The organism is Gillisia sp. JM1 (assembly GCF_000424645.1).
Classification (GTDB): domain Bacteria; phylum Bacteroidota; class Bacteroidia; order Flavobacteriales; family Flavobacteriaceae; genus Gillisia.
Map to the genome: position 1 here is coordinate 195,540 of NZ_KE384218.1, position 20,694 is coordinate 216,233.

Consider the following 20,694-nt stretch of genomic DNA (forward strand, 5'->3'; position numbering starts at 1 on the left):
AACCGTCAAGAGCCTAAGTTCAAGTTCAACTTGCGAAAATTTCACAAGAACTACGGGCTCAAGACCTTTAATGAGAAATAATTATGATCAACGGCAAAACAATTTTAATAACAGGAGGTACTGGCTCTTTAGGAAAAGCTCTAACCACTCATATTCTTACAAAATATCCTAAAGTGAGTAAGCTTGTCATTTATTCACGTGATGAACAAAAACAGTTTCAAATGGCTCAGGAATTTCCTATTGATCAATATCCACAAATACGTTTTCTTATAGGAGATGTTCGCGATAAAGAAAGATTGATTAGAGCATTTAGAGGGATAGACTTTGTTATTCATGCTGCGGCAATGAAACATGTTCATTTGGCGGAATATAATCCTGACGAATGTATAAAAACCAATGTCGGGGGTGCCCAAAATGTTGTTCATGCTTCCCTGGAAACAGGGGTGGAACGTGTAGTGGCTCTTTCAACCGATAAGGCTTGTGCTCCAATCAATTTGTACGGGGCGACAAAACTTACTTCAGATAAACTTTTTATCGCTGCGAATAATATTAAAGGCTGGAATCCAATAAGATTTTCTGTAGTAAGATACGGAAATGTTATGGGTTCGAATGGATCTGTAATTCCATTCTTTATGAACAAAAGGGAGAGTGGCATTCTGCCTATTACGGATCCTGAAATGACAAGATTCAATATTTCATTACAGGGAGGTGTAGATATGGTTATGCACGCACTTAAGCATGCCTGGGGAGGAGAATTATTTGTTCCTAAAATCCCTTCTTACAAAATAATGGATGTTGCAGAGGCTGTAGGACCCGAGTGTGAAAAGAAAGTGGTGGGGATAAGACCGGGTGAAAAAGTCCATGAAGAAATGATCACACCATCAGATTCTTTTTATACTTATGATCTTGGCACTTACTATGCGATTTTACCAACAACACCAAGATGGGATTTGAAGGAATTTATAAAGAACTTCAACGCCAAAAAGGTTTCTGTTGGGTTTAAGTATAATTCAGAGGAAAATACTGAATGGGAGACTATTGACACTTTACGCTCACTAATAAAAAAACATATAGATCCATCCTTTGAAATTTTCCAACATGCATAACCCTATTCCCTACAGACATCAAAATATTACCAAAAAAAATATAAGATCAATTAGACCTGGATTTGGCATGCATCCAAAGTATTATCAGAAGATAATGGGAAAGCATTCTACAAAATCGATTACTCAAGGTCAGCGATTTACAATGGATTTTCTTTAAAATTTATTAAGAGTTATGTCTACAGAGAAAATATTATGGATTTGCAAAGAATCATTTACTGGTCTAGCTCATTTTAGCTTACCACATTTTTCGAAATATGAAAATGAAGCACTTTTTGTTCATCCTACTGAATCGTTACTATGTAATGACACATATGTTAAATTTTGTAAATTTAATAATTCTCTTAAAATTCATACATTAAATGAAATTGCAAATCAATATTCTCAAACGGTAAAAGATAAATCATATAAGGTTGATGAAAATAAAATAAAGAACTTTGAAAATAAATATTGTAAGGATCTTCCTTGGGGCATTCTTCTTATGAGTTCACAAATATTTACATCCCAATATCATTATAGGTTCTATTTTAAAGATATTAGTGACAGTGAAAAAAACTTATGGGTAATACTCCTATTTGAATATTTTGAAAATTTAATTAATAGTTCCAAACCTGATTTTATCTTTGATTTTGATAATTCTGAGATAGGGAGAACCATATTATGGTTAATAGCTAAATATAATGGCATACCATATATTAATATAGAACATTCACGATTTAAGGGATACCTGTTGCCTACTTTTAATTTGGGGAGAAAAGTGGATAGTTATTTCATTGAGGAATTTCAAGAAACTAAAGCAGATTCTGGAAATGTACAGGCAGTATTTGATTATAGAGATCAAGATGAAATTGTTGTTAAAGATTATGAAAATAACAAGACCCTAAAGAAGAAAAATAATTCAGCGATTAAGGATATTAAAAAACTCTTCCATTATCAAAAAAAGGCATTTTTTAGTTTTTTGCTAAGAGTTAAATTACTGGGGTATAATTATAAATTTCCGTTTATTGCAGCCTATCCGCAAACGGGTATTTTTTTCTTTAAAACCATCATTAGAGAAAGGTTCTTGCTATCTAAGTTGAATGTTTTTTTTGAAAATCCAGTAGATGGAGAAAAATATATTTATTTTCCTCTTCATTTGATACCTGAATCGAGTACTTTAATTAAAGCTCCACTTTATCCGAATGAGGAAGATGTTATAGCAGCAGTAGCAAAATCGATGCCTGCAAATTGGAAATTATATTTAAAAGAACATGGTGCTATGATTGGGGAAAGACCTTTTAGTTTTTATAAAAAGATTTCTCGCTTATCCAATGTCAAATTTATAAAGCTTGATGCCTACAATGATCCTAAAACATGGATAACAAAATCGGAGGGTGTAATTACCTTGACTGGGACCACCGCATTTGAATCTGTCATGCTAGGTAAACCTGCCATTGTTCTTGGAAATGTTTCATTTGAAATGATTGAAGGGGTGAAAAAATGTGATAATTATTCTCACCTATCAAAACTTATTAAAGAACATTTTGAAAATTTTAGAGATTTGAATAATGAATTGAGTTGTTCAAAATATTTGAAATTAGTTAAAAAATATGGAGTACCTGTAGAATTCACTTATTTGCATAATGTTTGTCTCAGGTTATTAATTGATGAACAGAAAATAACACCAAAAGGGGAGAGTCAAATAAAATCCTTAATTAAGATTTTCACAAAAGGAATAGACCTTGTAAAATCTAGGAAAGTAGAGATTTAAGTTTTATCAAAATTCAAAAGGATCGTGATATTAATGCTTCGATGAAAGAAAATTTTTCGAAAACTCATAATTCAACATGTTAAGTAAAGTTTCTAAATTATCGATATTAAATTTTCTTGCTCAAGTAATAGCTGTTATGGGATTCAGTATAAATGCAAATTTATATGGAGCTGAAAATCTTGGAGGTTTATTAGTAGTGCTATCTTATTCTTCAATAATTTCCATATTATCTTCAGGATATTTAGAACAAGCCTTCTTCATTGAAAAAAACTATCAACATGTTAAATATCTCTTAATATTGATAGGCTATATTTCACTTGTTGTATGTAGCATCTCTGGTATAATATTGTTATTTTTTAATGTTTCTTACATTATTTATATTGTCTTAAATATTATTAATTCAACGATATTAAAAACAGTTGACAGTTATTTTATTTCTCAAAATAGGATAATTTTATTATCAATTATAAAGCTAATATTTAGTCCTCTAATACCACTCTTGTTGTTTTTATCTTTTCATATATATGGTCCGAGGGAAAATTTATTAATTTTCATAACTACAGGAGGAAATTTACTTTTTGCAATATTTATGTTATTATACACAGTTAAATTATTTTCTCTGAAGTTTTTTGTTATAGATTTTTTTAAGTTTAATTTACAATTTTTCCTATTTAAGAGGTATATCAAATTCGTGAAATTTAGTATGACCGGTGAGTTGATGCGCACATTAGCTTTCAAAGGTCCAACAATTGTCCTTGAAAAATATTTTGGAAAAGAAATTGCTGGGTTTTATGGCATTGCCAATCGAATCGTATTAACGCCCATTCTCGTATTGGTAGGTACAGTAAGTCAAATTTTCATTCAAAAAATTTCTACAGTTAAAAAGTTTAATAATTTAGGTTTATCTTTTACACATAATATTTTAAAACTATTATTTGCATTAAGTTTATTGGGTATGATAATATTTTTATTGGTGGGAGAGTATTTGTTAATTTGGCTATTAGGTGAGAGTTTTCAAGAGGTTTATTATGTAATTATTGTATTACTTCCTTATGCCTTCGCTTTGATGATTCTCAATCCTTTATTCAGTATTTATACCGTTTTTGAAAAACAAGAATATTTATTTCATATGAAAGGAATACTTTTGATATCATCTGTATTGGCCTTTACCTTTGCTGTAGTTAAGGGAGATTTTATATTAGGTCTACGTCTTTTCTCCTTTTCTCTTTTCTTAACCTATTTGATATATGCATTTTTTGCTTATAAAATATTACGTAATCATGATAAAGAAATCCGTAAAATATATACTTCATAGATTTAAGGGATATAAAATTGATTTTAAATCTGAGGTGCCATTAAAGCTAAATGTAATTGAAAACTCTAAAGAGTACCCAGTTTCTATAATAAATTCAATTGTTAATAAAATTACATTAGGACATGGTTGTAAACTCAATAATTGCATATGTATTGGTGAGATCCACCTTGGAAGATTTGTATCAATATATGGGCCAGGAACAGTATTGAGCGCAATCCTGGGGAAAATAGAAATAGGTAATTATTGCTCTATTGGGCAAAATGTTTCTATTCAAGAGTCTTATCATAATTTTCAAAATGTTAGTAGCTATTTAATTAATAAAAATATTTTTCATGATCAATCTCTTCATGATTTTATTACTAAAGGAGATATAATAATAGAAGATGATGTATGGATCGGTTCAAATTCTGTAATATTGTCAGGTATAAAGATAGGAAGGGGAGCCATAATAGGAGCAGGCTCTGTAGTTACAAAGAGTATTAATTCTTATGAAATTTGGGCGGGTAACCCTGCAAAAAAAATTAAAATGAGATTTGAATCTGATGATATAAAGCGAATTGAAGAAAGTCAATGGTGGGAATGGAATATTTCCAAATTAAAAAAGAATAAATCTTTTTTCATGGGTCAAAATTCATAAAGAATCATAGGTGATTATTGAATCTATTTTTTTATAAAATAAACTGCCTCGATGCAAGCATACGAGGTTTTTACAGAAGAAAGTTTTTTCAATGAAAACCTTAGGTTTTCAAACTTTCCTCTTCGTACGAGGCAAGCCTAGGGGAATTAAACCCAATAGAGATTAATAAACACATAGAATACTACTTATGTCTCAACCAGCTATTGTCGTTGTTGCTTATAATAGGCCACATTCACTCCAAAGGCTTCTTTTATCTTTAAAAAATGCGAATTATGATAATTTTAGCGATATAACTTTAATTATTAGTATAGACTATAGCTATACATTAGAAAATGAGAAAGTTAAAGAAATATCGAAAAAATTTTCTTGGGGTTTTGGACCGAAAGAAATTATTAAACATTCCTCAAATTTAGGTTTAAGGAATCATGTTTTATCCTGTGGTGATTTAACCAATAAATATGGATCCATAATAATGTTGGAGGACGATTTGTACGTTTCTCCAGATTTTTATTTGTATAGCAAAAAAATGCTTGAGAACTATGATAATGATCTAAACATAGCGGGTATTTCTTTGTATAATCATAAGAAAAACCCTAACAATTGGCGTCCATTTAATGCGGGATTTAATGGATATGATATATATTTTCTTCAATTCGCCCAATCTTGGGGGCAATGTTGGTCAAAAAGGATGTGGTCTGACTTTTTTCATTGGTACGAAAAAAATGAAACATGGGAAATATATTATCCTCAACTGCCAGAATTTGTTAATAGTTGGCCGGAATCTTCTTGGTTGAAATATTTTATAAAATATTTGGTGGATAAAGATAAATTTTTCGTTTACCCGTACTTTTCTAGGTCAACAAATTTTAATGAGGTGGGTACTCATAATACGAATGAGGCAGATAGTTCATTTCAGGTAGAATTATGCACATCTAAAAAGACTCCATATTTATTTCCTACAATTACCGAAGCTGTTATCTATGATGTTTTTTTTGAAAGAGCAGATTCAATGTTTACCAATAGATTAGCGGTAAACAATAGGGATATATGTATTGACCTTTATGCAACCAAGACTAATTTTAATAAAAAGCGATACTGGTTATCAACACGCTTATTAAATTATAAAATAATACAATTCTATGGTCTTGATGTAAAGCCTCATGAATTAAATATTGAACTGGTAACCCAAGGAAAAGACATCTTTCTATACGACACCTCCTTTGCAGATGCTATGCCGGAAAGTAACAATAAAAAGAAGATTTTAACTTTTGATTATCCTGTTTCTGGAAAGGTATTAATAGACTTATTAAAAATTAAGATCAAACAAAAATTTAGTCTATAAAATGGTAGGACAGAGATATAATTTTTTGTGTAATTAACATTCTTTATGAGGTATTTAAAAAAAATTATATGGTGGATTTATACTAAACTTAAATATGCTAAAAAAGTTAAGTTCGGGCTCTCTGTAAAAATTGGATCAAATTCCATCTTTGAAGGAATGAATAAATTATATTCAAATTCCAGTTTCTCGGGGAAACTTGGTTATGGATCATATATAGGTCCTAATTCGGAAATATTCGGAGATATTGGAAGATTCTGTTCTGTTGCTCCAAATGTAAAAATAGTATATGGGAAACATCCCTTTTCTTATCCTTATGTTTCTACAAGCCCGGCCTTTTATTCTTTAATGATGCAGAACGGATCAACATTTACAGATGTCCAAAGGTATGATGAATTCGAATATTTCAATAAAGAAACAAAAACACCCGTGAGTATAGGGAACGATTGTTGGATTGGGGAGGGAGCCTTAATTCTAGGCGGCATAGAAATTGGGGATGGAGCCATAATTATGGCTCGAGCAGTAATAACTAAAAATGTACCTTCCTACGCCATAGTAGGCGGTGTTCCAGCTAAAGTTAAATCTTACCGTTATGACCCAGAAACTATAAATTATCTCCTAAAACTAAAATGGTGGGAAAATTCTAACATATGGTTTAAAAAAAATATCGAGTTAATGAATGATATTGAAAAATTAAAAAAAAAACACCCCTTATATGAACCAATTACTAAGTTTCAAATTTAGTGTGTGATATTTTATGAGAAAATTTATAAAAAAAACAGTATTCCTTTTTATTAGTCTACCCAATAAATTGAGGAATTTGATCACTTTCAAACTTAATAAAGTGAATATTTCCTCTTATAAAGTTATGGGGCCTATACTTGTTAAAAATAAAGGGAAATTAACTATCGGAGATAATTTCGAAGGTAATGCAGGAAAAATGAAAAACCCAATTGGAGGAGACACCCATTTGAGATTAATTGTTTCTGAGAAAGGACAATTAAACATAGGTGAAAATGTCGGAATTTCTAATTCAACTATTGTTTGTTGGGATAAAATTGAAATCGGAAACTTTGTTTTTATTGGAGGAAATTGTAAAATATGGGATACAGATTTTCATAGTTTACATCCGCATGAACGAAGGCACAATGGTGACCGCTACGTTTATACTGCTCCTATCAAGATTGGGGATTATGTATTTATTGGAGGTGGCTCAATAATTTTAAAAGGGGTTAGTATTGGGAATAATTCAATAGTAGCCGCAGGGAGTGTAGTGACGAAACTAATTCCAGAAAATGAAATCTGGGGCGGTAATCCTGCAAGATTTATAAAAAAACTTAAAATGAAAAATGGTTAAATTATTTTTTGATATACAGGTTTCTGGGCATCATTCCGAGTATCTTAGTCACATAATAAATTTTATTGTAGATGACGTCCAAAATTGTGATGACGAGTTTATATTTGTGGTTAACACAAATTTTTTTAAGCATTTTCCCGAAATAACTGAAAAATCAAAAGGCATACAAAATATTAAATTGTTTCCAATTTCTCCTGAAGAACAAAAAGAGGAAGTAGAAAATCAAAATATTTTAATAAAGTCTTTTGTTTATTATAGAATTATGAATCTTTATGCCAAAAGGTTTAGGGTGGATCATGCTTATTTGTTAGATTTTAATATCTTTCAAATTCCCCTGATTTTTTATCGTTCTAACTATGATTTGAGTGGAATTTTATTTCTACAGTTTACGAGAATTAATCGTGATAGTTTAAAAAGCAAGCTTAAATATTATCGGAAATATTTTATTACAAAACTGTACCTTAATAATCCTAGAATAAAAAAAATTTTTATCTTAAATGACATACAAAGTAAGCATTTCCTAAATAACCATTTTACAACAAAAAAATTTGAAGTTCTTCCTGATCCCATTCCGCAATATGAACCTTTAAATGACTTTAATATTAATAAATTTTATAACATTGAGAAAACACGAAAAATATTTCTCCATATTGGATCTTTAGGAAATCGAAAGGGCACATTTGAGTTAATAGAATCACTGGATTTTTTAGAAAGTTCTATTCAGCAAAAAATTTGTTTATTATTAGTTGGAAAACCAGAATCAAACTTTGCCGAAAGCACCATCAAAAATTTAATAAAAACAAATGCGGAGTCAAGAAAAACGAAAATAGTTTGGGAAAATAATTTCATTTCAAATAGAATGATGAAGAGCCTTTTCCAACAATGTGATGCCGTAATTCTCCCATACAAGAACCCTGAATCATCCAGCGGGATTTTAGGTCATGCTATAGCTAGTAATAAACCTGTTCTTTGTACTGGCCAAGGATTACTGAAGGAACTTGTGGAAAGTAATGATTTGGGTCTTTTATTAAGCGAAGTTTCTCCATCTGAAATAGCAAAGAGTATTAAATCATTAATGGTTTACACCCCTAAATACAGCAACAAAAATTTCCTTTCCGAACACACCCCTTCAATTTTCGCCAAAATATTGATAAACTAGTGTTAATGATGATGATCGAAAACTAATTTCCCTTTAAATAAATCCAACTTTGTTTACTCAAATTTTTCCTTATATTTTATTTATTCTTCTTTTAATAATCATGGCAGGCTTGCCTATTAAAATTAAAGGAAATGTACTTTTGATGTCTACTGTAATATTTTTGTTTTCGGGTTTAAGGTTTAATATAGGATGGGATTTCGAAAACTACTATGACTTATTAAAATATCCTTATGGGCATAACTTTATGCGCATCGAGTACTTGCCCCGTAAATTGATTTCTTTTTCACATGACTTACAATTTCTCCAATTATTTTTTATTGTCACCTCATTTTTTGTGATGTATTTCGTTTATAAAGGAGTTATTCTAAGGTCAATTCTACCGAAGTTATCAATTTTGGCATTTGTTTGCTTGCCCCTTTTTTTCTTCCAAAGTTTGACTATCATAAGACAAATCTTGGCTGTATCTATTGTTTTTTACGGAACTCTATACTTTTTACAAGAAAAGAAATATATATATTTCTTTTCTTTAATAATTTTCTCGAGTCTTATTCATATAAGCTCAATTTTTGCTTTGCTTTTTATTCCGATTTTTAAATTAAAATTATCTAGGAAACTTCAATCTCTGTTATTATTGGGCTCCTTTATAACTTCTCCCATAATAACCTATTTTCTTTTAAATCTTCCTATTCTCCCATTCGGATTATCGGGATTAATAGCTTTTTACACGAGTAAAAATGATTTTTCTGGCTTTGGTTTAATTATCTACTTAATGATTGGATTAGCTTTTATAAATATTTTTTTTTATAAAAAACTTCTTCAAATCAATGACCACAATGAATTTTATGTGAAATTATTTACGACTGGTATAATAATCTATAATAGCTTGTTACCATTTGGTATTGGGGGTGCTAGGTTATCTATTTACTTTTTAATTTACATTATCCTAGTTGTACCATCCTATGTCTATTTATTAAAAGGAGAAAGGATTCAAACTGTATTGAAAGACTTCATATTATTGACTTTATGTTTGGTTTTCTTTACCAATATTTACATATCAACATCTGCATATACGCGGGGTCTCACAAGTAAAGATCCTTTATTGCCGTATCGTTTTTACTTTCAGGACTAATGAAAAATATTTGGCTTTTTCCCGAACGGGTTGCAGAGGATAACGGCTATAGCCTAGTTGTTAAACAAGATTTTGAAGAATCAAAAGTTAAAGAAAGTGACATTCAAATATACTATTCAAGCAGTGATTTGGAATTAGAATATCCATCCATTTTTATTAAAAGGCAAAATATTCTTGGAACTAAGAGAATAATCAATCTTTTGAATTTTGAACCAACTTCTAACATTCATCATTCTCAATTGAAATTTCTTGAGTCAATTCCATCTTCCGAAATAGCTAAAATATTTTGTGGAGATGTTATTTTTTATCAAGCTTTAAGAAAGTTATTTCCTGAGAAACAAATCACCGTTCGACTACACAATTGTTTTTCAAGAATATTGGTTAGAAAAAGAATGATGAATTTGAAGGTTGGGTTGCCCTTCTTATACAATTTAAGGTCTATATCAAAAGTCGAACAAGAGATTTTTAGAGATCCCAATGTCTTTATCATATTTTTAAGCCAGGAAGATCTTAGCTTTTATAAAAGTGTAGTATCTAAGGAAAATGCCATGCTATCTGCTGTAAAATTAAATCTTCCTAAAAGTGGGAGGGTTAGTCTTAAATCTATTAACAAGATCGTTTGGTTCGGAGGTATTGAATCACATAAGAAAGATTCCATTGATTGGTTTATTAAACAAGTGTTTTTGCCACTTCGTACGAAGTTCCCTAATCTAGAGTTTCATCTTTTCGGAAAGAATACTGTTAATTTCACCAAAGAAAAAGAAGAAATTTTTGGTCATGGAATTTATCATGGAAATGGTTTTCCATTCAAGGAAAACTCCATTTATATTAATCCCGATATTATTGGTGGAGGAGTAAAAATAAAAATCAAAACATATATTGAGAACAATATTCGTTTTATTTCATCCCCTTATGGTTTTGAGGGCTATTCTAAAACTTTAATCGATCAAAAAGAAGTTATTGTTCAACCAGAAAACAACTGGTATAAATTCCTTTTCGATCTACTAATTAATAATAAATAAATGCCAACTGATTTACGATCATTCAATAATAAATGGTACAAACCAGCCTCACGATCTAAAATTTTGCTGTGGTATTTCATTAACAGCTCAATCTTTAATACGGCATTGCCGTTTCCTTCGGTACTTAAAACAAAATTATTAAAAATTTTTGGTGCTAAAGTGGGGAAACGAGTTTTAATAAAGCCAAAAGTTAATATTAAATATCCATGGCTTTTATTAATTGGAAATGAAGTTTGGATCGGCGAAAATGTATGGATCGATAATCTCCAGAAAGTAAATATTGGTAATAATGTTTGTATTTCTCAAGGGGCTATGCTCCTAACTGGAAATCATAATTACAAAAAAGCTTCTTTTGATTTAATTTTAGCAGAAATAAATTTAAAGGAGGGTTGTTGGGTAGGTGCCAAATCCATTGTTTGTCCTGGGGTTACTATGAATTCTCATTCAGTTCTATCAGTTGGCTCTATTGCCACTCAGGAGTTAAAAGCATATACAATATATCAAGGAAATCCAGCAACAGTAGTCCGAGAAAGGAAATTTGATTTATGAATATCTCATTAATAACAGCTACTTACAATAGCGAAGCCACAATTACTGGTGCTATTGAAAGTATAAATCAACAGGTTTTTGCAAATGTAGAATGGATTATTATTGATGGAGCTTCGAAAGACGCTACGCTTTCTATAATCAAAAAAGATTTTTCGGGAGAACTTAAAATAGTTTCTGAGAAAGATAATGGTATTTATGATGCACTGAACAAAGGAATCAGGATGGCTACAGGTGTTGTGATAGGCTTTGTACATTCAGATGATTTTCTTGCTAAGCCTAATGTTTTATCAAAAGTTGCTCTTGCTTTTGAAGACTCTAAAATAAATGGAGTTTATGGCGATCTCCAATATGTGAATAAGGAGGATACTTCTAAACTCGTTCGCTATTGGAAAAGTGAGCAATTTACTCCAGATCTATTGAAGAAAGGTTGGATGCCTGCTCACCCTACTTTGTTTCTCAGAAAAGAAGTCTATGAAAAGCATGGCAATTTCAATTTAAATTACAAGATCGCAGCAGATTACGATTTTATGCTGCGTATTTTTTCTGACCCTGACTTAAATTTTAAATACCTGCCAATGGTTTTTACCAAAATGAGAGTTGGTGGTGCAAGTAACAGGAGCCTTAAAAATATAAAACTTAAATCCCAGGAAGATTTGAAAGCATTACGCTCGAATCGTATTAAGAATCCGCTAAAAGTTTTGGCGTATAAGAATTTTAGCAAGTTGGGGCAGTTTGTTGGGAATTAGCGTAGTGATGAAGTGATGAAGTGATGAAGTAACGGAGTGACTAAATAATGAAGTAATGAAGCAACGGAGTAAAAAAGTCACGAATTAACGAATCCCGAATTAACTTACAACAGATTGCCACAGTCGCAAAAAAAAACTCCCTCGCAATGACGTTTTTAACGAAGTAATGAAGTGACGAAGTAACGAATCCCGATTCAACAAATCAACGAATAAACTATCGCCCTACCGATTGGTATTTTATTACTAATCCCATAATTTATATTTCATGAATTTACTCGATCACGAGGTGATCCTCGAGCTTTTCCGTGCTTATTATTTACTGTTTGTGGTGTGCATTTTTTTAGGCGCATTTGCCCTGACTTTTTTCCTTATTCCCAAGGTGTTGTGGGTGAGTAAGGAAAAAAACCTGATGGCTGAGGTAATTGGGCGCTCTGCTCATTCCACTGAGACGCCTTCCTTTGGTGGTGTTGCTTTTTATATCACACTTATTATGGTGCTGGCTCTTTTACAGAGCCTCAGGCTCAACTATGTGGGTAGCCACCTTATTGGCGCGATCACTATTTTGTTTATGGTTGGCTTAAAAGACGACCTGGTGATCTCTACCGCACGGGTAAAGTTCTTTGGGCAAATAGCCGCTGCCTGTTTTCTTGTTTTCTCACCCGAAATGCATCTTAGCAGTCTGTATGGCTTTTTGGGAATCTACGAAATTCCCTGGATCCTATGTTTTTTTCTGACTGGCTTTTTAATAATAGCGCTTATCAATGCCTATAATTTAATCGATGGGATTGACGGCCTGGCCGCTCTTGTAGGGATCGTGATTTGCACGGCCTATTCCGCAGTATTCTATATTTCAAAAAATCCTTATTTTGTCTTGATCAGCGTGAGTCTTGGAGGGATCTTATGCGCCTTCTTGAGATTTAACTACTCCAGGGGACAGCGGAAAATTTTTATGGGAGATTCCGGCTCTCTTATCGTAGGCCTGGTGCTCGCTTTTTTGACCATTAAACTTCTCGTGATGACACCTACTCTCCCTTTAATTGGGAACGAATTTAGCCCTTCAAACCGCCCTTTATTTGTCGCCTGTATCCTGTTTATCCCTGTATTTGATACCCTAAGGGTAATTCTTCTCCGGCTTTTAAAAGGAGATAGTCCTTTTTCTGCCGATAGGGAACACTCTCATCATATTTTGCTGGATCTGGGGCTTTCCCATAAAAAAGCAGGATTTTTTCTAGCTTCTTTAAACATATTGGTAATAAGCATCTTCTGGTTCTTTTCAAATTTGCTTTCCAATTTATGGCTCAGCTTCCTGGTGGTCGCGATGTATGGCGCTATGTTCTTAATGTTCTATTTATTCAAGAAGAAAAGTTTGGTTGTTTGGAAGGAAGTGAAGGGTTAAGCGTGAAGAGTGAGGCATGAAAGAGTGAAGAGTGAGGAGTGAAAAAATGGAGAGGAGACTGGGAGACAAGGGGAAACGGAGATGAAAAATCTTTGTTCTCCCCTGCCCGAAAGAATGGTCAGGCGGGCTTTAGGGCCGGGGTAAACGGAAGCATGAACATTGAAGTGGAGACGGGGGAAAGAGAGATGAGTAGTGAAACTTTTATCGACTTTAAAACATGATTTGTCCTAAGATTACGCGGGTTTCTTCACTGCGTTCAGAATGACAAGCTTGGGAGTTTTTATATTCCTGAGTGCAACGAATAAACAATAAACAATAGAACCTACTCCTCACTACTCACTGATTACAGCCTACAAGATTAAACATAAACCTTATATTCGCAAAAATTAAAATAAAATGAATTCCCTAATCAAAATAAAATTTCTATTTGTTGGCTTACTTCTAATAGTATTTTCTTCCTGTGTTTCCGGAAAAAAGATCACCTATTTTCAAGGTCTGGATGAAGTGCAACAACAAGTTGATACCTCTAAAAACAGCCTGAAGATCAAACCAAATGATCTGCTTACCATTTCTGTTTCTGCTTATAATATGGTGGCTGCTCAGCCTTTTAATCTTCCGGTTATTGGAGTTGCATCAGGTGGCGGTGATGCCGGATTAAGAGTAGGTGGTACTCCACAACTTCAGCCTTTTCTGGTAGATAGCGATGGGAGCATAGTGTTTCCGCAGTTAGGGACAGTGCAAGTTGAAGGTTTAAATAGACAAGAACTTGCGGCAAAGTTGAAAATGCAGATTTCAGAATATGTAAAGGAACCCATAGTAATTGTTCGCATAGTGAATTTTCAGGTCAGTATTCTTGGAGAGGTGAACAGGCCCGGTACTTTTAGTGTGCAAGATGAGTATTTGAGCCTTCCTAAAGCTTTAGGACTTGCAGGAGATATGAGTATTTATGGACAGCGTGAAAATGTATTAGTGATGCGGGAAGAGAATGGTTCTAAAATTCATGCCTATTTAGATATGACAGATGCAAACGTTATAAATTCCCCGTTCTATTATTTAAAACAGAATGATGTAGTATATATAGAGCCTAATAATGCACAAAAACAAGGCGCTGGCTATAACAGGAATTCCTCGGTTTATATTTCTGTTGCCTCCGTTTTAATTTCCCTAATAGTTTTGATAGCAAGATAATTATGTCCCAACAACCTACACCCCACAATCAGCAGGAAGAAGAAATCAACCTGCGCGAAGAATTAGAAAAGTATCTTAGATACTGGCCTTGGTTCCTTATAAGTGTTTTTCTATGTTTAATAATTGCATTCGTGTATTTGCGTTATACAGCACCTATATTTCAATCTACAGCCACAATTATTGTAAAAGATGAAGAAAAAGGAGGGAATGTCCCTGGTCTTGAAGCCTTTGAGGGCCTTGGCTTATTAAGGGGAATGGGCGGAAGCGGTATAGAAAACGAAATGGGAATTTTACGTTCTAAGCAACTTATTACCGATGTCACCAAACAATTGCAATTGAATGTTCGTGTATTTGTTGAAGGAGATGTGCTTACTTCTGAAATTTATGAGAATAAACCTATAGAGATCCTTGTCCTTAATCTGGATGAAAATAAATTGAAAGACAATCAAGAAAAAGAAGCTTTGGAATTCGATTTTACCGAAGTGGGAGAGGAGAGCTTTACAATTCAAGATGGATTTTCAGAAAAAGATATAACCGGGAAATATGGAACACCCATAGATCTGAAATTTGCAACCATCATTATAAATAAAAATCCTGATTTTATTGAAAAGGAAGAGACAGATGATGAGATCTCGATTTCTTTTTCAACTATAGATGCTACTGCTTCCAACTACCGAAAAAAGATTCAATTGAACTTAACCGAAAAAAATTCCAGTTTAATAGAACTGAATTTAAATGATCCGGTTAAGTCAAAGGCTCGTGCAATTTTAGATCAGTTAATTTTTGAATATAATAGACAAGCCATTGAAGATAAAAATCTGGTTGCTATAAATACTGCAAAATTTATTGAGGATAGGTTATCTATAATTACCGGGGAATTAGATTCGGTAGAAACGGGAAAAGAAGAATTTAAAGAATCAAATCAACTAACAGATATCGAAGCCGAATCTGAGATGTTCATTGAGAACGCTAGCGATTTCAATAAAAAGCGTCAGGATGTAAACACGCAATTGGAGCTGAGCAATGCGATGATCGACTATGTCTCAAAAGATTCAGAATCAGATCTGTTACCTTCTAATTTAGGAATCTCGGAAACTGGTGTGAATTCTGTTATTTCAGAATATAATAATATTGTCTTGGAGCGCAATAGAATCTTAAGAGGTTCTACTCCAAAAAACCCTGTGATCATAGATCTAAATTCTCAGATCTCTCAAATTAAAGGAAATGTGCTGCAAAGTCTATTGCAAATGCGTGCGAATTTAAAAATCGCCAAAGAAGATCTTGACAAACAGGCTGGGGTAATTGGTTCCCAGATTGCATCGGTACCAGGGAAAGAGAAACAATTTAGAGGGATATTACGTCAACAAAATATCAAAGAAGCTTTGTATTTGTTCTTATTGCAAAAAAGAGAGGAGACAAGTTTATCACTAGCGGTAACTGCTCCTAAAGCTAAAATAGTGGATAGGGCCTATAGTATGGACGCACCTGTTTCCCCTAAAAAGAAGATTATTTTTCTGGCTGCGCTTATATTAGGTATTTTGATTCCATTCCTTATTATTTACCTTCAGCAACTTCTTAATAATAAGATCCATAGTCAGCAGGATATGCAGGCAGCTATAAAAGCCATCCCATTAGTTGGGGAGGTACCAAGAATCGGAAGAGGAGAAAGTGAGGTGATCACAAAAAATGACAGGTCTGTACTTTCCGAGTCCTTTAGGATCCTGCATACCAATTTACAGTACTTATTGGTGAATGCCGGAGTTAGCAAAGGAGCCAATGTACTGTTTGTAACTTCTTCGGTTAAAGGGGAGGGTAAAACCTTTACCGCATTTAATTTAGCCTTGACCTTAGCGAATTCCGGGAATAAGGTGTTAATAATGGGCGCCGATCTTAGAAATCCACAATTACAGCGCTATGAGATGGATTCCAGAGATTTTAAGGGAATAAGTGATTATTTGGTGAATTCCGAATTAGAACTAAAATCACTTATAAAAACATCGGAAATTCATAATGATCTTGATCTTCTGGCTTCAGGAAGTGTTCCCCCAAATCCTTCAGAATTATGGAGAACATCTAGAACAGAAAGTTTGTTTGAGAGCTTAAAAGAAGATTACGATTATATCGTGGTAGATACGGCACCAGTGATGTTGGTTACCGATACTTTCCTCATCAATAAGTATGCAGATCTTACCTTGTATGTTACGAGAGCGGGCTACACAGAGAAAAAATTGTTGAATTTCGCATTAGATGCTAAGAAAGACGGAAAACTGCACGATGTAAGTTTTGTGTTGAATGATGTGAAGATCGCCAATTTTGGATATGGGAATAAGTATGGGTATTCCTATGGAGTTGAGAAGCAAGGATTTTGGGAAAAGTTAAAGGCTAGGTTTTAAAGCCGAGATTTCTCAGTCGAGAAAAGTCTCCTTCGAAATGACAGGAAATTGGTATGATATTGTCATCTCGACCAGAGGGAGAGATCTCAATGGAGCAGAGGGTCATTTTGATGATTCATCCCAACCCCAGCCCTTCCCCAAGGGAAGGGAGCAAATATTTTTTTCATACACACTGCTCTAAACTAGAGCCACATTAAATACTGAGTTCCAGCAAGTCCTCAAACATTTTTTAGATGAATAACACTATTAAGAGTTTACAGATTCTAATACTTCTTGTTTTAGTTACCTGGTCTGGGTCTGCCCAAATTGAATTCTCGGGAGAAGCAAATTTACAAGGCATGCTTAGTTCCAAAGAAGATCTACCTTTCTGGTTTTATTCTAATCAGCGGGGCAGAGTATCTAGTGAAACAAGTATCGCAGGTTGGATTAATGGAAAAATGAAATATGATATTTCGAATGATGCCAGCCTAGAAATTGGAGCAGGGGTATTATACCAAGATGCATTTAAAGATGAGGTTTTTATTGATGAGCTTTATGCCGATTTTAAATATAAATGGCTTCAGGTAATAGCTGGTAGAAAACAAAAGGAAGAGCTATATAATGGCTTAAGTGCGACAAATGAGAATATCTTATGGTCTTTAAATGCCAGACCTTTAACGGGTATTCAAATTAGTAGTGAGACAATCTATTTTAACAGCTCTGAGAAACTAGGCTTCGACTTCGCATGGGAAGATTATTATCAATCGGATCATACAGATGATTTTGCATTTCTACATCATAAAAACTTCCATCTTATTTATAATTTTAATCAGAAATATTCTATTCGTGCCGGATTGCAACATTTTGCACAATGGGGAGGGAATTCTCCAAGATTCGGAAATCAGCCAGATGGTTTTGAAGATTATTTAAGAGTGGTTGCCGGATATCAAGGTGGTGAGGATGCAGGAGCTGGGGATCAGGAAAATGTATTAGGAAATCACTTAGGGTCATGGGAGCTATTCGTTATAAGAAAATTTAAACAATCTTCGGTGCAACTTATCTATAATTCTATTTTTGAAGATGGTTCGGGATCTCGTCTTGCAAATGCGCCAGACGGTAGATATGGTATTTTTTGGGAACATAATAATGAGGATAAATTGATTAACTCTATTATCTATGAATTTTACTATACACGACACCAAAGTCATAATGTTAACAGGTGGGGAGCAGATAATTATTTTAATAATGGTACGTATTCAAAAGGTTGGGCTTTTAAGAACAAAGTAATAGGTTTGCCCCTTTTTACTTACGATAAGGAAACACAACTTGTAATAAATAATAAATTCATTGCTCACCATATAGGAATTGGGGGTCAATTTTCTTCTTATTTTCAGTCTTTTCCATATAGGATATTGCTGAGTTACGCTCATAATGAAGGTACCTATAGATCAACTTTAAATACCGAAGACTTAAATGAAGATGTGCTTAATTTTTACTCAAAATGGAGGTTATTAAATTTGCCTATAAAAGTAGATGCGGTTTTAGGCCTAGAATTTAATTCTTATAAAGAACCTATTTATGCTGGAGGAATAAGTATTTCAAAACGTTTTTAGATAAGTAATTTATTTAATTCTTTAGTTGTTATCCCGTCCTTAAGAGAGATCTCAATTAAATTGAAATTTCTCAGTCGAGAAAAGTCTCCTTCGAAATGACAAACGAATTTAATTGTCATCCCGACATGAGCTACTTTTAAGAGCGATTGAGGGATCTCAATGGAGTAGAGAGTTATATTTAATGACGGAGCTTTCTCAGTCGCCTCCCGATAGAAAAGCATTTGTGAATTGGTGGCAAGTTTAGAATTTAAATGGGATTCTCCTCCGCTTCACTACAATTTAAATAGATGCTGAATCTCGCAATGCTTTGGTAGAGCAGGACGATTATAAAGTTTCGTCACCCTAATTTATTATAGGGTCTAAGTAGGTCACGTATATAGAGTCTTATTGTCAAACTCAACTTGTAGAAGTTTAGACTAATAGGCCTCAATTTTTTCGACATCCCGATCTTTTGGCACTGTATGCTCCTGTGTATGGAGCCGTTCTAAAGCTAAGAAAGCCAGTTTAAATTTGTAAGAAATTTCCTATTGGTTTCAAGTTTTAGATCAAAACTTTATGTTAAAAATATTTTTCACTTTAAGTGATAATTTTGGTTTTTAATCCTGAATTTGAACAAATAATTTAAGTATTGGTCTAGTATTGTGTTATTGAACTTATAATGTGCGTTGATTACGAATTTCACTTTGCGGATAATTTTAACACTTAATCGTTTGCTTTTGGTCTTAAAATTTTGTTAATTTAATTTTTAATGAAAAACGTATGAACCCTAATATTCTAACATATGACAGCAGTAGCCTATAAATCTTCTATTCTTTCTTCTTACTACAAAATGGATAATGTTCTTTATGAGATCCGAGATGAAAAAGGGATCTCCAAAAACAGGCGATATGAAGCTTGGAAAGAAGAGGTGTTAAGGGATCTTTTACAGGCTGGTTTTATAAAGCTGCAGGAGGATCTTTATACCATTTCTGAAGAAGGCCGGGAAGTGATCCAACAGGATAGTTTTTTGTATTACAACAAAAGGCTCAAAATAAATAAAAGCACCAATGTAGATGCAAGGACAGAAGAAAAGACCTGGCTATTTAATAATTTTTGGATCCTGCTTATTAACGGAAGCATTCTAGGTGTCGCCCTGCTCTGGTTTCTGATGAATTCGGGTGTAGTGTTTTAGCCGAATCGGTCTCAAAAACTTTTCAAGAGACTTGTTAGAAGATAGAAGAACTATAGGTAATGAACTTTGGGCACTTTTTAAATAATTTCCCGATATTTACGATAATACTTACTTGGCTGACAGCACTATTTATTTAATAAAAATTCTACTTCTTTTTTTAGTTTTGGTAGATGATTTATAACAATACTCCATATTAAATCATCAGAAATCATATCATATCCGTGGATAATTCTATTTCGGGTCCCAATAATTTTTTGAGCATTTTCAAGTTTGAAGTTTTTATCTTTTTTAAATATTCGATTAACAGCTTCGCCAATAATTTCTAAATCTCGCTCAGTGGCTCTTTTCGTTTTTATATCCGAAACATAATCTTCGAAAATTTTTGGTCTGTCCTCGTAATAACTTCAATCTCATTAATCGATTGCAAAATATCATAAAGCCAAGTTTTTAAATCCTCATCCATAGATAATTTGTTTTGAAGAGTCGATGGACTGTCTTAAATATGGATTTTTAATTGCTTTATCTTCAAGCAAATCAACTTGTCTTTTCAAAAGTTTTTCAAGCGATGTTTTTAAATCAAAATAATTGTCTGCGTAGTCATACAATTCAATTCCCTCGAAATCGACTATAAAGTCTACATCACTTGTTCTTTTAAATCTTTCCGTGAATACCGAACCGAACACAAATAATCTCGACACTTTGTGTTTATTGCACAAAGCCTTTATCTTATCTCTATTTTGATCGATTATTTTCATATATCGAAAATACAAACTTTTTAAATGTAATTAAAAATATTTGCCGAAGTTTTTCTAGGGATGCGTAGAACAGTTCTGGTTCGCAAATAAAGT

The 20,694-nt window shown here is 33.0% G+C and carries 19 protein-coding genes; 17 read left to right on the forward strand and 2 right to left on the reverse strand.

The features are described 5' to 3' along the window. Positions 1-83: 83 nt before the first annotated feature. The 17 genes from pseB (at position 84) to H033_RS0104295 (ending at position 19,846) form a co-directional block, all read left to right on the forward strand. Entirely contained in the window at positions 84-1,106 is a 1,023-nt protein-coding gene (gene pseB, locus H033_RS0104200; RefSeq protein ID WP_034886098.1) for a UDP-N-acetylglucosamine 4,6-dehydratase (inverting), read from the forward strand. 172 nt (positions 1,107-1,278) lie between these two features. Beyond that, positions 1,279-2,853, forward strand: coding sequence for a hypothetical protein (locus H033_RS0104210; RefSeq protein ID WP_026837165.1), 1,575 nt, complete (start codon positions 1,279-1,281; stop codon positions 2,851-2,853). Between the two features lie 76 nt (positions 2,854-2,929). Then, positions 2,930-4,168: an oligosaccharide flippase family protein gene (locus tag H033_RS0104215; protein ID WP_026837166.1), complete on the forward strand. Its 1,239-nt coding sequence runs from the start codon at positions 2,930-2,932 to the stop codon at positions 4,166-4,168. Next, the gene (locus H033_RS20845; RefSeq protein WP_051227782.1) at positions 4,134-4,805 is read left to right on the forward strand and encodes a CatB-related O-acetyltransferase; all 672 of its coding nucleotides are present in this window, start codon (positions 4,134-4,136) and stop codon (positions 4,803-4,805) included. The genes H033_RS0104215 and H033_RS20845 overlap by 35 nt, the downstream gene beginning before the upstream one ends. A gap of 187 nt (positions 4,806-4,992) precedes the next feature. Continuing rightward, positions 4,993-6,147 carry a glycosyltransferase gene (locus tag H033_RS0104225; RefSeq protein WP_026837167.1) on the forward strand — a complete coding sequence of 385 codons (1,155 nt, stop codon included), beginning with the start codon at positions 4,993-4,995 and terminating at the stop codon, positions 6,145-6,147. Between the two features lie 45 nt (positions 6,148-6,192). Beyond that, positions 6,193-6,888, forward strand: a complete 696-nt coding sequence (locus H033_RS19550; protein WP_051227784.1) for a CatB-related O-acetyltransferase — start codon at positions 6,193-6,195, stop codon at positions 6,886-6,888. Positions 6,889-6,964: 76 nt separating this feature from the next. Continuing rightward, a complete protein-coding gene (locus H033_RS0104235) occupies positions 6,965-7,501 on the forward strand; it encodes an acyltransferase (protein ID WP_196809419.1) in 537 nt (178 codons plus the stop codon). Further along, positions 7,494-8,660 carry a glycosyltransferase gene (locus tag H033_RS0104240; protein WP_026837169.1) on the forward strand — a complete coding sequence of 389 codons (1,167 nt, stop codon included), beginning with the start codon at positions 7,494-7,496 and terminating at the stop codon, positions 8,658-8,660. The genes H033_RS0104235 and H033_RS0104240 overlap by 8 nt, the downstream gene beginning before the upstream one ends. A gap of 142 nt (positions 8,661-8,802) precedes the next feature. Beyond that, on the forward strand, positions 8,803-9,789 hold the full coding sequence (locus tag H033_RS22445) for an EpsG family protein (protein ID WP_410503522.1): 987 nt from the start codon (positions 8,803-8,805) through the stop codon (positions 9,787-9,789). Continuing rightward, positions 9,789-10,811, forward strand: a complete 1,023-nt coding sequence (locus H033_RS0104250) for a hypothetical protein (RefSeq protein ID WP_026837171.1) — start codon at positions 9,789-9,791, stop codon at positions 10,809-10,811. The genes H033_RS22445 and H033_RS0104250 overlap by 1 nt, the downstream gene beginning before the upstream one ends. After that, entirely contained in the window at positions 10,812-11,360 is a 549-nt protein-coding gene (locus tag H033_RS0104255) for a WcaF family extracellular polysaccharide biosynthesis acetyltransferase (protein ID WP_026837172.1), read from the forward strand. Continuing rightward, a complete protein-coding gene (locus H033_RS0104260) occupies positions 11,357-12,106 on the forward strand; it encodes a glycosyltransferase family 2 protein (RefSeq protein WP_026837173.1) in 750 nt (249 codons plus the stop codon). The genes H033_RS0104255 and H033_RS0104260 overlap by 4 nt, the downstream gene beginning before the upstream one ends. A gap of 265 nt (positions 12,107-12,371) precedes the next feature. After that, positions 12,372-13,502, forward strand: a complete 1,131-nt coding sequence (locus tag H033_RS19555; RefSeq protein ID WP_081661807.1) for a glycosyltransferase family 4 protein — start codon at positions 12,372-12,374, stop codon at positions 13,500-13,502. 396 nt (positions 13,503-13,898) lie between these two features. Then, the gene (locus H033_RS0104275) at positions 13,899-14,690 is read left to right on the forward strand and encodes a polysaccharide biosynthesis/export family protein (protein WP_026837175.1); all 792 of its coding nucleotides are present in this window, start codon (positions 13,899-13,901) and stop codon (positions 14,688-14,690) included. Positions 14,691-14,692: 2 nt separating this feature from the next. Then, positions 14,693-17,083, forward strand: a complete 2,391-nt coding sequence (locus H033_RS0104280; protein ID WP_026837176.1) for a GumC family protein — start codon at positions 14,693-14,695, stop codon at positions 17,081-17,083. A 233-nt stretch (positions 17,084-17,316) separates the two neighbouring features. Then, on the forward strand, positions 17,317-18,675 hold the full coding sequence (locus H033_RS0104285; RefSeq protein ID WP_026837177.1) for a capsule assembly Wzi family protein: 1,359 nt from the start codon (positions 17,317-17,319) through the stop codon (positions 18,673-18,675). Positions 18,676-19,456: 781 nt separating this feature from the next. Then, the gene (locus tag H033_RS0104295; RefSeq protein WP_026837179.1) at positions 19,457-19,846 is read left to right on the forward strand and encodes a hypothetical protein; all 390 of its coding nucleotides are present in this window, start codon (positions 19,457-19,459) and stop codon (positions 19,844-19,846) included. A 125-nt stretch (positions 19,847-19,971) separates the two neighbouring features. On the opposite strand, the gene H033_RS21175 is transcribed toward H033_RS0104295, so the two are convergent. Beyond that, a complete protein-coding gene (locus H033_RS21175) occupies positions 19,972-20,226 on the reverse strand; it encodes a DUF86 domain-containing protein (protein WP_316928643.1) in 255 nt (84 codons plus the stop codon). Between the two features lie 75 nt (positions 20,227-20,301). Beyond that, positions 20,302-20,601 carry a nucleotidyltransferase family protein gene (locus H033_RS0104300; protein ID WP_026837180.1) on the reverse strand — a complete coding sequence of 100 codons (300 nt, stop codon included), beginning with the start codon at positions 20,599-20,601 and terminating at the stop codon, positions 20,302-20,304. Positions 20,602-20,694 lie beyond the last annotated feature (93 nt).